This is a genomic window from Solibacillus sp. FSL R7-0668 (assembly GCF_038006205.1).
Lineage (GTDB): Bacteria > Bacillota > Bacilli > Bacillales_A > Planococcaceae > Solibacillus.
The window spans coordinates 3,420,970-3,435,393 of sequence record NZ_JBBOUU010000001.1 but is presented as its reverse complement, the minus strand read 5'-3'; the positions used below and the strand labels follow the sequence as shown (position 1 = coordinate 3,435,393).

At 37.8% G+C, this 14,424-nt stretch carries 12 protein-coding genes, 1 pseudogene and 1 riboswitch; of the genes and pseudogenes, 12 read left to right on the top strand and 1 reads right to left on the bottom strand.

Annotated features, from left to right (window positions below; all coding sequences use genetic code 11):
- Positions 1-13 precede the first annotated feature (13 nt).
- The gene (locus MKX47_RS17195; RefSeq protein ID WP_340776630.1) at positions 14-3,004 is read left to right on the top strand and encodes a type I restriction endonuclease subunit R; all 2,991 of its coding nucleotides are present in this window, start codon (positions 14-16) and stop codon (positions 3,002-3,004) included.
- Positions 3,005-3,634: 630 nt separating this feature from the next.
- Here MKX47_RS17195 and MKX47_RS17190 read toward each other — a convergent pair.
- A pseudogene (locus MKX47_RS17190) lies at positions 3,635-3,856 on the bottom strand (transposase); the annotation flags it as partial.
- 44 nt (positions 3,857-3,900) lie between these two features.
- Here MKX47_RS17190 and MKX47_RS17185 point away from each other — a divergent pair.
- From MKX47_RS17185 to MKX47_RS17135, 11 genes are all read left to right on the top strand, one after another.
- Entirely contained in the window at positions 3,901-4,383 is a 483-nt protein-coding gene (locus MKX47_RS17185) for a magnesium transporter (RefSeq protein ID WP_340776628.1), read from the top strand.
- Between the two features lie 149 nt (positions 4,384-4,532).
- Positions 4,533-5,429 (top strand): cation transporter, encoded by an 897-nt coding sequence (locus MKX47_RS17180; RefSeq protein WP_340776627.1) that lies wholly within the window; start codon positions 4,533-4,535, stop codon positions 5,427-5,429.
- Between the two features lie 67 nt (positions 5,430-5,496).
- Positions 5,497-5,596: riboswitch (TPP riboswitch) on the top strand.
- Positions 5,597-5,741: 145 nt separating this feature from the next.
- Positions 5,742-6,578, top strand: a complete 837-nt coding sequence (thiM, locus tag MKX47_RS17175; RefSeq protein ID WP_340776626.1) for a hydroxyethylthiazole kinase — start codon at positions 5,742-5,744, stop codon at positions 6,576-6,578.
- 3 nt (positions 6,579-6,581) lie between these two features.
- On the top strand, positions 6,582-6,881 hold the full coding sequence (locus MKX47_RS17170; RefSeq protein ID WP_340776625.1) for an MTH1187 family thiamine-binding protein: 300 nt from the start codon (positions 6,582-6,584) through the stop codon (positions 6,879-6,881).
- 1 nt (position 6,882) lies between these two features.
- On the top strand, positions 6,883-7,587 hold the full coding sequence (gene thiE, locus MKX47_RS17165; protein WP_340776623.1) for a thiamine phosphate synthase: 705 nt from the start codon (positions 6,883-6,885) through the stop codon (positions 7,585-7,587).
- Between the two features lie 246 nt (positions 7,588-7,833).
- A complete protein-coding gene (locus tag MKX47_RS17160) occupies positions 7,834-8,442 on the top strand; it encodes a hypothetical protein (RefSeq protein ID WP_340776621.1) in 609 nt (202 codons plus the stop codon).
- A gap of 375 nt (positions 8,443-8,817) precedes the next feature.
- Positions 8,818-9,300, top strand: a complete 483-nt coding sequence (locus MKX47_RS17155) for a DUF2975 domain-containing protein (protein WP_340776619.1) — start codon at positions 8,818-8,820, stop codon at positions 9,298-9,300.
- Positions 9,301-9,311: 11 nt separating this feature from the next.
- Positions 9,312-9,524 (top strand): helix-turn-helix domain-containing protein, encoded by a 213-nt coding sequence (locus tag MKX47_RS17150; RefSeq protein ID WP_340776617.1) that lies wholly within the window; start codon positions 9,312-9,314, stop codon positions 9,522-9,524.
- 194 nt (positions 9,525-9,718) lie between these two features.
- Positions 9,719-10,813 (top strand): nucleotide kinase, encoded by a 1,095-nt coding sequence (locus MKX47_RS17145; RefSeq protein WP_340776616.1) that lies wholly within the window; start codon positions 9,719-9,721, stop codon positions 10,811-10,813.
- Between the two features lie 176 nt (positions 10,814-10,989).
- Positions 10,990-12,891, top strand: a complete 1,902-nt coding sequence (locus MKX47_RS17140; protein WP_340776615.1) for an S-layer protein — start codon at positions 10,990-10,992, stop codon at positions 12,889-12,891.
- Between the two features lie 665 nt (positions 12,892-13,556).
- A complete protein-coding gene (locus MKX47_RS17135; RefSeq protein ID WP_340776614.1) occupies positions 13,557-14,408 on the top strand; it encodes a DegV family protein in 852 nt (283 codons plus the stop codon).
- Positions 14,409-14,424 lie beyond the last annotated feature (16 nt).

Genomic DNA, 14,424 nt, shown 5'->3' with positions numbered 1-14,424 from the left:
GAGGTGAGTTGTGATGGCATTGGATACTTCGGAAAAAGGGTTTGAAACGAATATTGAAGCAGATTTAATTGTGCGTGGCTATAAAAAGCGTGTGCTTGAAGGTGATGCGAGTAGCGTTTTTAAACAGCATGCCATTGACGTAGAGGAACTATTTACGTTTTTAGAAGATACGCAGGAAAAACGCATGCGTACGCTTGAGAAGTCGTATGGTCCTTCTTATAAAGAAGAAGTGTTAAAGCGTATTAAAGACCAGCTACATAAGCAAGGATTGGTAGAGTGCTTACGTAAAGGTATTAAAGATCGTGGTGTGACGTTACAGCTTGCATATAATAAGCCACCTACGGATATGAACAAGACATTAAATGAGCACTATGCAAAGAACCGTTTTAACGTGGCTCGCCAAGTGTATTACAGTGATAAGCATAACAATAGCTTGGATATGGTGCTTTTTTTAAACGGCTTGCCGCTCGTGGTGATGGAGCTGAAAAATCCATTAACGAATCAAACGGTCGAGCATGCGATGAAGCAGCTAAAGTTTGATCGTGATCCACGTGAGCAGCTGTTTAAATTTAATGAGCGTGTTGCGGTTTATTTTGCGGTGGATACAGATGAAGTGTTTATGACGACAAAGCTGGCTAAAGGAAAAACCTATTTCCTGCCTTTTAATAAAGGTAACAATGGCGGCAAGGGTAATCCTTTAGCCTATGGTGATAATTACCGTACACATTATTTATGGGAAGAAATATTAGCGCCAGATAGCTTACTCGACATTTTATACCGCTTTATCTTTATTAAGAAAGATGATATTAAAGATTCTAATGGTGAAACGATTGGTGAACGTCAAATGCTCATCTTCCCTCGTTTCCATCAGTTAGATGTTGTACGTAAGCTAGAAGCAGATGTAGAGCAAAAGCAAGTTGGCTATAACTATTTAATTCAACATAGTGCAGGTTCAGGTAAAACAAATTCGATTTCATGGCTTGCACACCGTTTAGCAAAGCTACATAACGAGGCCAACGAATCTATTTTTAGTAGTGTTATTGTTATTACGGACCGCCGAGTGTTAGATAAGCAGTTACAAGATGCGGTGTATCAGCTGGAACATAAAGCAGGAATGGTAGAGCCAGTTGATAAAGATTCGGAGCAACTAGCACGTGCCATTAATAGTGAAACACGCATTATTATTACGACGCTTCAAAAGTTTCCGTTCATTTTAGAAAAGGTCGCTGGCTTAGAGCGTAAAAAATATGCGGTTATTATTGATGAGGCGCATTCATCGCAAGGTGGTAAAGCATCTACTGCATTAACGAATGTATTATCAGACAAAACGTTAGAAGCAGCCTATGAGGAAGACCGTATTGCAGAAGAAAATTTAGATGATGTAGATGAGAAAATCGTGGAAGCCATCATGAAAAGTGGGAAGCAAGATAACGTTTCGTTCTTTGCATTTACCGCAACACCAAAGCCGAAGACGTTAGAGAAGTTTGGTACAATCGGCATCGATGGTAAGCCAGCTGCATTCCATCAATACACGATGCGCCAAGCGATTGAAGAAGGCTTTATTTTAGATGTGTTAGAAAATTACACAACATATAATACATTTTGGAAGATTGCCAAAACAGTAGATGATGACCCAGAAGTATCACAAAAGCAAGCAACGAAAAAGCTAGCACAATATGTGTCACTGCATCCGCATAGCATTGCACAAAAAACAGAAATCATTATCGAGCATTATCGCAATTTCGTACAGCGTAAAATTGGCGGCCGCGCAAAGGCGATGGTTGTTACAGCAAGCCGATTACATGCAGTACGCTACAAAATTGCTTTTGATAAGTACATTAATGAAATGGGCTATGACGATTTAAAAACAGTTGTTGCTTTCTCAGGAATTGTAAAAGACTGCGAACTGCCATATACCGAGCCAGACATGAACGGCTTCTCTGAAAAAGAACTGCCTGAAAAATTTAATTCAGATGAATATAAGGTGCTACTCGTAGCAGAAAAATATCAAACAGGTTTTGATGAACCACTGCTGCACACAATGTATGTCGATAAGCCTTTAAGCGGTATTAAAGCTGTCCAAACTTTATCACGTTTAAATCGTACTTGTCCTGGAAAAGAAGATACCTTCGTACTTGATTTCGTTAATGACCCAGAGGATATGAAAGAATCCTTCCAGCCGTATTACGAGTCAACAAGCTTATCTGAAATTACCGACCCGAATATTTTATATGATATGCAAGCTGAAATTGAGCCGTATCAATTGTTCACAGAAGATGAGGTACAACGAGTAAATGAGCTTGAAGTAACCGGTGGTGCAAAGAAATCAACGAAAGCACAGACAGAATTAAATGCTCTTCTTGATAAAGGCGTGGAGCGCTACAAGAGGCTATCGGAGGAGGAACAGCTTGCCTTTAAACAGGCAGCGACAAAATTCACTCGTACATATGGCTTCGTACTACAAGTCGTGACGTTCATTGATTTAGACTTGCACAAGCTCTACATTTATTTAACGTACTTACTGCGCAAGCTACCACGTGGTAAAGAGGATAAGGACGTATATCTAGCAGATGATGTCGCCCTTGAATACTATCGCAATCAAAAAGTTTTTGAAGGTAGCATCGAGCTGGAGAAAACAGGTGGCGTGGAGCTTGACCCACAAAAGCACGGTGCTGGTGGTGCGGTGGAAGATGAAAAGGTGCGTTTATCAACGATTTTAGAGAAGTTGAATGACCGTTTTGGCACACAATTCACAGAAACTGATTTCTTATCACGTGAGCAAGTGAAAGAGGATATGCTGAATGACGAAGACCTTCGCCAGAAAGCAGCAAACAATACAAAAGAAAACTTTAAATTCGCTTTCGAAAAAACATTCATGGATTTCGTCATCGACCGTATGAGCAGCAACCAAGACTTCTTTATGAAAATACTGGAGAATGATGAGTTTAAAACGTACATCATGGAAGATATGATGCATGAGGTTTATGGGGAAGTGAATCAATAAAATAAAAGAGAACCAGACGCATCTGGTTCCCTTAAGTGCAAGCCGAAGCAGTGCACCGCTATTAGTTAATTATATTTTAGCATACATCGATGTAGTACTACAAGGTAGAAATGTTAGATATAACTTTTTGTTTTTGTTAGCTTTTTCCTAAAATCAGAACCCATTATTGATGAATGTACTGATACAGGGATTTGAGATCTTAAATGCTCAGAATGATTCTCTAAATCACGAAGAAGTTTTTGCAGTTCTCGTTTAGGCGTTTCTAATTTTTTTAAGATTATTATCATTAAAATAAAGTAATCTATGATGGTGTTAAATGTAATGTTAGCTATTTTAGTCTCACTTTCGATATAGGCAGTTAAGCGACCAGGGGGGGTTGTTTTTTTGAAGCGGCAATCAAACACGACACCATTATGTGCAACGGCATTTCGTAGTTCCTTTAAAAGAAAAATGATATCTTCAGGAATTCTGCCATTCTGATTATGTGAGGTTGTATGAACACCGAGTACTTCTGAGATTTCAATACGATATTTTATTCTGTAGTGTGTAATTTCAAGATTTCTAACAGTCGTTTATAACTTGCAAAAATAGCCTTTTTTGGCTCATCACCATAAGTCGGGGATGACAAAATCAATGCCCTGTTTCCAATCGTAATCGAAGGAACAGATGGGCATCATTTCGATAACCAAATCCACGTCTTTTGATGAGTTTAATTTTATTATTTGTGCCTTCCATAATGCCATTCGAGAAGGGTGAATAAATGGTATGAATCATCGCTTCTTCTCGTACAATCACGGTCTTAGCGATTTTTGCAACGACACCACAAGGATGAAATTGATAACGTTTTAAGAATGGTATTATATCGATATTCTCAAACATAAATTTCGGAGGTTATTATGAGCTCGTGTTCATTCATCGCAACAAATTTTGAAATGCCTAAAATAGAGTCCAAGGAAAAGCATATTACAGTGAAAGAAGCTATTGAATTAAAAATAAAACCTCATGAGTTGATGCCCTGGGAGAAGATGGACCCGAATGCTCAAGTACTAATTGCTGAAAATGAAGAGGATCTAAATGAGTTAACGATTACAAAGGACTGTTACTATAATGTAAGCGAATATACAAACTATCCATTCATCTATCAAGTAGATTTTAGCTATTCAGAATCAAGAGCAAAGCAATTATTAGATTACTTAACGAGCAATATAAAAGTAGATCAAATAATCGAGCTGTGGCGAGTATGGATTGGTGATGATGCGCAAAATATCCCATATAGTAGGCTCACTTATAACGAGTTAACGCTAGGTTATCTGTTACAACTGTACAATTGGAACGATGAAAACTATAAACAACAGTATTGCTTAGTAATAGAAAAATAAAAGATAAAGCACCGAAATGAACGTTTGGACACGTATCAAAAATCGCATAGCCTTTTACTATAATCATATCTACCCCAAATGCAAATTCTCCCCTGCACACAGCCAGGTCCTGTATAATAAATAGAAAAGTGAAGATAGGATTTGGGAAAATGTCAAAGCAACAAAAATTAGAAAGAAAGATATTATGGATATCCCTGAGTACAGGTTTGTTTTTTGTGATTTTTGAATTTATGATTGCGATTTATACGAAATCACAGTCTGTGCTGATGGATGCTGCCTATGATGCATCCGAATTATTAATGATTGGTTTGACTTTATTTTTAATCCCTTTGTTTCATCGACCTGTTTCTGAAAAGCATCCTTTTGGTTATGGGCAAATCGAATCGTTTTTAGTCATTATTAAGGGCTTTATGCTTCTCGCGGTAACATTGGGGCTGTCTGCGAATAGTGTAGAAATTGCATTATCTGGAGGAAATATTGTTGATGGTAAGCTGGTGTCAATTTTCCAATTTATAATTGCAATTGCCAGTTTAGCGGTACTTTATTTTATGATGCGCATTAATCGCTCATTGTCTTCACCAATTATTAATTTAGAGATTTATGGTTGGAAAATTGATGTCGTATACAGTATTGGGATGGGTGTTGCCTTCTTTGCCTCTACGTTCTTAGAAGGGACAAAGCTAGCCTTTATTTCACCTTATTTTGACCAAATTATTGCGGTATTCATTATTTTATTTATGCTGCCGGAAGCTTTAAAAATGCTAGTACGTGCAATTAAAGACGTATTTTTATTCTCGCCTGAAAAAGAAGTGATGGAGAAAGTAAAAGAGATTAGTGAAAATGTATTACAAGACACCGATTTACATGCCGTCTTTTATGATGTGACTCGTACGGGAAGAAGAATGTGGATATCGATTTACTTTGCGGTGAAAAAAGACTATTTACATGTTGAAACATTGGGAAATATAACGAATCAAATCAATGCTGAACTAGCAGAGCAGTTTGATAATTGTATATGTGAATTAGTTTTGGCGAAAAAAGAGTAATCGAAAAGTGACGAATCCACCATTGACATCCAAAGTAGCAGTTGATAGTATGGGATAAAATTGAATAGCATTATTGCGGGGGGACTCTTTGGAGTTGAGAAGGTTAAAACCTGACTCTTTGAACCTGTCAGTTAACACTGGTGTAGGGAAGCGATTCATTATATTTTTAAGCAATAGCTGAATTGTGCTTTCCTATTTATTTTTATTGAATAGGAGAGCACTTTTTTTTGTTCTAATGAACTCAAATATAAAACCCCAGTCTTAATATCTATTCATTTGAAGGAAGAATTCAAATAGAAGGGTGAAGGTAAAATGGTGAGTAAGCAAGCGATTCAAAGTGAAATGATACAGGCAGTTGAAACGGTAAAACGAACAAATCCAATGGCAGGTTCAATTACGAATACGGTGACCATTAATTTTGTGGCAAATGCGCAGCTTGCTGTTGGGGGATCTGCCGCGATGGTGTACTTACCAGATGAAGCCGAGTTTTTAGCGGGTGCAGGTGGAGCAACTTATATCAATGTCGGCACATTATTTCCGATTTATGAGGAAACGTTACCCTGTGCCGCAAAGGTATTGCACGAAACGGGTAAGCCATGGGTGTTAGACCCTGTTGCGGTGGGGATTGGCTCTCTTCGGACGCAGCTATTACAACAATTTAAGGACTATAAACCAACCATTATCCGAGGAAATGCTTCTGAAATCATTGCACTAGCAGGCTTATGGGAGCTAGACGGGGGAACAGCTGAATCCAATGTGCGAGGTGTAGATTCTACGGATTCGGTCAATGCCGCGAAAACAGCCGCGATTGCACTTGCGAAGTGGACAGGTGGCGCTGTTGCAGTGTCTGGTGAAACGGATTTGATAACAGATGGTAAGTTGATGGCAATTTCCTATGGAGGTTCGCATTTTATGGAGAAAATTACAGGTGCAGGCTGCTCGCTAGGTGGCGTTGTCGCGGTGTACGCAACAGCATCATCCCCATTTATTGCGGCACTTACGGCGACTGCGGTATACAATGTAGCCGCAAAACGCGCGGAGCTGAAGGTGGATGGCCCTGGTAGCTTCCAAGTACAGTTTTTAGATGAATTATATAAAGCAACACCTGAAGAAATCGCAAACAATCCATTTGAAATTGAGGAGATTTAATCGATGAATACATTAATAGCAGTTGCGATTGCGCCTTTTGGTGTAGGCAATGAGCTTGCACAGGAAGTAGCCGAGGTCGTAAAAATTATTCGAGAATCAGGATTACCAAATCGAACGACCGCGATGTTTACAGAAATAGAAGGTGAATGGGATGAAGTAATGGCCGTGGTTAAGCAAGCAACCTTTGTCCTCGCTGAAAAGGGCATTCGAACAGAGGTTGTTTTAAAGGCAGATATTCGCCCAGGCCATGTCAATACAATCAATTCAAAAATCGATAAAGTAAACGATATTTTAGGAGGATAATATGAATACTGTTCAAAAAGTAGATATCTCAGCCTATTTAGTAATAGGACCCGAAAATACAAAAGGTCGCTCGGTTGCGGCAATCATTCAAGATGCAATTGAGTCGGGCTTTACATGCATTCAAATTCGCTCAAAGGTTGCGGCTGCGCGAGAATTAATCGAGCTCACACGTCAAGCAGCAGATGTGATTGAAAAGGCTGGCAAATCTCAGCACGTTACATTAGTTGTTAATGACCGATTAGATGTCGTTTTAGCCGCAAGAAAGCAAGGGATTAAAGTGGACGGCATTCATGTCGGGCAATCAGATATTCCGGTAGCTGTTTGTCGCGAATATTTAGGGGAGGATGCCATTGTCGGCTTATCTGCTCGCACAGATGAATTGTTAGAATATATAAAAACAGAGGATGTTTCTCAAATTGATTATTTTGGTGTGGGACCACTTCATGAAACGCAAACAAAGCCAGATTGCGGAATGGGTAAAGATGGCAAGGTCATCACAAGAAATATTGAGGAAATTACAAAAGTCGCTGAAGCAAGTTCGATTCCAGTAGTTGTTGGCGGTGGCGTAAAGTTAGCAGATCTCCCAGCTCTTACACAAACAGGCGTTGATGGATTTTTCGTTGTTTCCGCAGTAACGGAGGCCGAAAATCCAAAGCTAGAGGCAGCGAATTTGGTGAATGCTTGGAATCGTAATATAGCTAGATAAAACAATCTGTTTAACTTAATAAAAATTTGGACGCAATTCATGCCTCGGCATCATTGCATCCAATTTGTTTTAAAGCATTTCTTTGCGTGAGAAATGCTTTTTGTTTTTATATCTATGGAACAAGACCTACTCCTTTATATCACCAAATAACTAACCTCTTTCAGAAAAATGATTAAAATGTCTAATTTTATAAAATTATAGTAATGCCTATAATTTAATTGAATGTCATATTATAGGAGAGAACGTTTGAAAAAAATAATTTTTCCACTTGTCTTTGGTGCTGCACTTTTAGTCACGGGTTGTAATGAAAAAAAGGTTGTAGAAAATAATTCATCAAATGTCACAGTGCAATCAGAAGAGTTAACAATTGTGAAGACATACGACACGGAACTTGGAAACTTGGAAGCCTATTATTTAAATGATGAAATAGAAGAGACACATGAAGAGAATGGTATTGGGTTAACGATTACTTCAGTTGAATATGGTAAGGTGCTTGTTAACGAGAGTAATCGTAGCACATATGAAGAATTAGCAGATGCAGATGGAAAAAATACGTACATTAAAGTTGGTGTTGAATTAAATGCCGAAAAAGATGCATATGAAAAAGACGAAATAACATTCTATATTGATCATGCTACAGTCGATGTACAAGGTAAAGAAGTGGCGGCAGATACCACATATAGTGATAAGGTATCTATAAGTGGCGGAAAAGTAAAGGATATGGATAAAGGCTACTTGTATTTTCTCGTGGATGCTTCTATGCCGTTCACTTCACTACTATTGAACGTTCCCGCACCATTTAAAGATGGTTTATCCATATCAGAAAACTATCGATATAAAATTGAATTGCAATAAGGCTCATGGGAAACTGGAACTCACACAATTAACAGCCATTCATCAAACGAAAGTAAAATGGGTAGTATTCTAATAAAATAAAATTACTAAGGTGTCAAAATGTTATTAAATCAACGTTTTGGCATTTTTTTGTACAGTCAAATCGATGTAAAGGGAATGAATCTATAGAGACCTATTTATGTGTATGACAGTAATTTTGTAACCAAGTAGAATGATTGCCACTTTAAGCGCATTTCTTCATGTAAGAAATGCTTTTTACTTTGCCTAAAATTAAACAATGCAATAAATATTTTATTTAATTTGATATATATTTATTGTAAATCGATAAATTATATATTAAAATCAAAATCACAATAAATAGGTGAGGTGTTTTTTATGGATAGAATTACAACGATGTTTTTAAAAATCGCTGTCATACTTCTAGCAATTCCCGTTCTAGCTTTGTGCATCTTTTTAGTGCCTGAGATGGCCAATTTTGCAGCGGAGTTAGTCCCGAACTTTAGTTATATCAGTTATTTCGTTTATTTTGCACTTGATGCTTCGGCAATTCCTTTTTACTTTGCTTTGTATCAGGCGTTCAAGCTTTTACGCTATATTGACAAAAACCAAGCTTTCTCAAGTTTATCTGTGAGTGCGTTAAAGAAAATCAAATACTGTGCTGTCACAATTAGCATTTTGCATCTGCTCGTCTTGCCACTTTTCTACATCTTTGCAGAGTTGGACGACGCACCAGGGGTAATTATTGTCGGCTTAGTTGTACCTTTTGCTTCATTAGTCATTGCTGTATTTGCAGCGGTTCTCCAAAAGCTTTTAAAAGAAGCAATTGATATCAAAGTAGAAAATGATTTAACGGTCTGAGGTGAGAAAAAATGGCGATTATTATTAATATTGATGTCATGCTAGCAAAAAGGAAGATGAGCGTAACCGAGCTTACTGAAAAGGTGGGCATCACAATGGCAAACCTTTCAATATTGAAAAACGGCAAGGCCAAGGCAATTCGATTCACCACTTTAGAGGCAATTTGTAAAGCTTTAGACTGTCAGCCGGGAGATATTTTAGAATACAAAAGTGATGAGGAATAGGGATGGGCATGGCCAAGTTGATCATTGAACATAGGAATAACCCGCATGAGCTGGAAAACTTGTATAGAAATGATTCGAAAGCTTTTAAAAAGGCTTCTTATTCATGGGGCTTTTATTCATTAATTTTTTGACGGCACCTTTTTTAGGCATTTAACATAAAAATAAGAATACTAAGGTGATGGAAGGATGGCGTTTTGAGTAGTACAATTACCCATTTTTACGGGCAGGCAATGAATGGGCAGGGGATGAAAAATGTTTATCGGGAAATAATGAATGAAGTAAAAACGGTGTATCTTTTGAAAGGTGCACATGGGTTTAAAATATCGGAGCTACTTCAAAAACTCGGCATTTACTATCATGAACAAGGCGCGGAGATTGAATATTTTCATGACCCTTTGTTTGAAGAAGTCATTGAAGCGACCTTGGTAAAAGCACCTTTTGAAATATTATTTCTTGCTGCATCCAATCCAGCAATTGAGCCAATAAGGATTGGTGAGCGAGACATTGTCATTTCGCTCTATGAGTGTTTGGATGAGCAAAAGGTATCTTCCAAACTGTCGATGCCCGCGATAACCGAATTAAAGCAAGCCTATTATGAAAAATGCTTTGCCGCCCTTTCAAAAGCTATCCACATTCATGATGCTTGGGAAGTTGAAACGAGAAAAAGTATGAATTGGCATGGGTTAAATCAACAATATGCGGATTTAAAAAAGCAGCTTTTTGGAGAGCATCAATTAGAGAAGCCCGGCAAATTAACACATCGCTTGCTGGGAACATTAACAGCAGCAGGGGCGCGTGATACCGTGCCAAGCATTACGCAAAATCTTGAAAAACGACTGTTCATCAAAGGCTATCCAGGTACAGGAAAGTCTTCGATGATGAAAAAGCTAGCGAACGAAGCCTTACAGCGCGGATACGATGTCCAGCTTGTGTGGTGTGGGCTAGACGCCAGTTCCATTGATATGGTGATTTTACCTGAATTAAAGTTTTGTATCTTTGATAGCACAGAGCCCCATGTGTATTTTCCAGACGAAAATCGTGCCGGCGATGAGATTTTCGATATCGCCAAGCATTGCCACCCAACAGAGGCAGAAGAAGCGACTATTAAAGAGGTTGCGGCTAAGTATAAGGCCTCCATCGCTGAGGCTACACGTTTTGCCAAGTTATTCGTCGAGGAAGAAAGAAAAGTGCGGGAAGCAATTGATGCCGCACTAAATGTAGAGGAATTTGATAAACGAACAGCGAAGTTATTCCAAAACCTATTAGAACTAAAAATAGAGAACAACTAAGTTAGCGTAATGAAAGAAGAACAGATTTCTCGTAGCAGAATTTGTTCTTCTTTTCGTATTGTCTTTATTTTAATATAAAATAAACCACAAAATATTGAATAATCCTTCATTAATTACCAAATATTTGATAAATGTGGTATATTAATTACAGAATATTTCGATTAGGAGTGATGACTTTGAAGAAAAAGACATTCAATACGTTTATGGCAACTGCTCTGACGGCATCTCTTGTGTTACCCGTTGCAACGGCTAATGCTTCGGCTCCATCAGAACAACCAATCGTGGTGGCCGAGCAAGGAAAAGCAATACCTTCAGGGAAAGTGTCACTTACCATTACAAGCTTTTCTAATGATTTGATCTATACTTCTAGTGGCCAGCTGAAAATTAGCGAGGCATTAAAGCCTATTTTTAAATCCGATAACCATGCCGCACTTACGAATGCACAAGCAACCGTATCTGTGGAAAATGGAAAAATTACAAGCATTACAGCGCTAACATTATCCAAAAAGGGTACGTCTAAAAAACCAATAGTTTTCGATGGAGGACAGGCTACGATTTCTGGTAATTTAACGGTAGCTGCCGACTATACAAAGGTTCAAAATGTAAAGGTGACAAAGGAGCTAATTGTCTCTAACCGTGTTAAGAAAGGGCTTACACTGAATAATGTTTCAGTTGGAAGTACGATTAAATTTCAGCCATTACGCATGAAAAAAATTAGCTGGTTAAATGTGTCACTTACGAATATGCCAAACGTAAAAATTACGACACAGCGAAACAAGCTATCCCTTATTTCGGACAAATCGCTTGCAAGTATTCATGTAACCGATGATGTACCACAATTAAAAGTGGAATCAGATATTGAAAAACTAGTGATTGATGTGAAGAAGGATTTCAGTCTTCTTGGAGATGGGATCGTTCAACAGGTAACGGTGAAAAAAGGTAAAAAGGTTGATTTAGAATCTTACCACCAATTTAAAAATGTACAAATTGATGATAAAAATGCAAATGTACTTGTGACAATCGTTGATAAAACTGCGCTGAATACATTAGTTGCAGCATCTACTTATGTTGCAGTATCTGTTACAGGTCATGACGTTGTTTCTACTGAAAGATGGACAACACAGGCAGAAAAAACGGCTTTTGAAGCCATCTTAAACAGTGCTCAAACTGTGGCAAATAATCCGAAATCTACACAAGAGCAAGTGAATGCTGCACATACGCAGTTAACGAGCGCATTAGCAACGTACAAGGCTGCTCAAAAGAATGGTAAAAAGCATACAACGGGCGATAAAGCGACAATCACAGCGTTGATTAATAGTATTCAATATGTAACAGTTTCTTGGAATAATGGCAGTGGCTTATCTTCAAGCACAGCATGGACAACACAAGCCGAAAAGGATGCATTAGTCTATGCAGTTTCAACTGCGCAATCGGTTGTCAATAATTACTATGCCACACAGGATCAGATTGTGAATGCACTGAATAATTTAGAAAGTGCCATTACAACATATAAAAACGCGCAAAAATATGGGCTGTCTAGCTATAATGGTGACAAAGCGACCCTAACATCACTTATTAATTCGGTTCAATATGTAACGGTTTCTTGGAATGGCTATGATGTACCATATAATATGCCTTGGACAACACAGGCAGATAAGGATACATTGGATTATGCAATTTCAAATGCTCAAGCGGTATTGTATAATTACGCCGCTTCACAATATGAAATTACCAATGCGATCAATAATTTAAACTATGCTATTACGAATTATAAGAATGCCTATAAATATGGTTCAAATGGAAATGGGTATTATGGGGATAAATCTTCCCTAACATCACTCATTAATTCAGTTGAATATATATATGTAACAGTTTCTTGGTATGGAAATAATTTACCACCTAATACACCTTGGACAACGCAAGTCGAAAAGGACGCATTGGTGTATGAAGTTTCAGTCGCTCAAGCGGTTTTGTATAATAACTACGCTACGCAATATGAAATTACAGATGCTATCAATCGTTTAAACAATGCAATTACGGATTATAATAGTGCGATAAAAAATGGGTATTATTACTAAGATATAGTTGAAAAATAATTTCTACGAGCTCATAGCTACAATTTTATGACCATCTAACGAAATCGTAAAATACTCAGTTTATTTTACTAGACTTAGCCTGAGTTGAACACTCGGTGAATAGAATTGCATATGTAGCATTCATCCCCCCACTTATAGTAAGTAGGGGGATTTTTGTACCTGTCGCTTTGCTTTCGGTACAAAAAGAATCTACTGAAATAAGTGAAAGGGAGACAGCTGCCTCCCTTTTCAACAAAAAACGCACAGATAATAATTTCTAACAGCACCATTACGTTTCTAATCACAACGGTGTACATGTAGTTTACTAAAACTTCTGCCGCCATCATTCTCCCAACGATCAATATCCCAGTTGTCAGTTATTTCTCCGGGATTAGGTAGGAGACCAGTTGTTTCCATTAAAAGCCTCCATGTTAACACTGTCATTTTATACATCACCCTTTTTTAATCTTTCATATCTATTTTATGCAATGTATACGATTTAGTTAATTTCTCACTAGAAAAGAGATGTATGTTACAGCAGATGTAATATAGCGCATCAAATGGGGAAATTTTCGTGAATATTCTAATGGATAATCTTCCTCTTTACTGCATATAAAGTAAATTAATCAATATGCAGGAATGACTAGAATAGTTGGAAGGGATGTACAATGAGACGTATTATTTTATCGACAGAGAGTGTAGCGGATTTACCGAAAGAACTGATTGAAAAATACCCCATACAAATAATACCGATTCACGTCATTATGGATGGGAAGGATTATTTAGAGAGTGAGCTATCTGTAGCGGGCATTTTTGATTATTATGATCGCACTAAAAAAATACCAACTACAACCGCAATGAATGTACAGGAATACCATGATTTATTTTCGAAAATTAGAATAGAATTTCCTGATAGCATCATTATTCACATTGGTTATACGTCAAAAGCATCTGCGTCCTTTCAAAGTGCGTTAATTGCAGCGGAAGATTTCGATGATCTTTTTCCAATTGATACGCTAAACGTGACAGGTGGATTGGCTGCCATTGTAATGTACGCGATTGCTTTGCTTGAAGAAGAGCCTGCGATTGACCCTATTCATCTAATAGAAAAAATAGAATCTGTTGTTTCTAAAACAAGGCTAGCTTTTATTCCTAATACTTTAGAATTTCTAAGAGCGGGTGGACGGGTAAGCAATATTGCTTTTATTGGAGGGGCATGGTTAAAAATAAAGCCCTGCATCGAAATAAAAGAAGGGAAGCTTGTTCCAACTAAAAAATACCGAGGGAAAATGAGTAATGTTGCGGAAAAACTAATGCAAGATTATTTAAACCAATACGACATTGATCGAAAACAGCTATTTTTAATTTATTCTATTGGGCTTGATGAAAGTATTAAGAGGAGAATGGAGAATAGTGCCAGGGAGACAGGCTTTGAAAATGTAACATGGATACAAGCGGGTGCAGCGATTTCCACCCACGCCGGACCAGGATGTTTTGGAATTGCAGGAATAGAAAATTAGAATTCCAAAAGAGGCC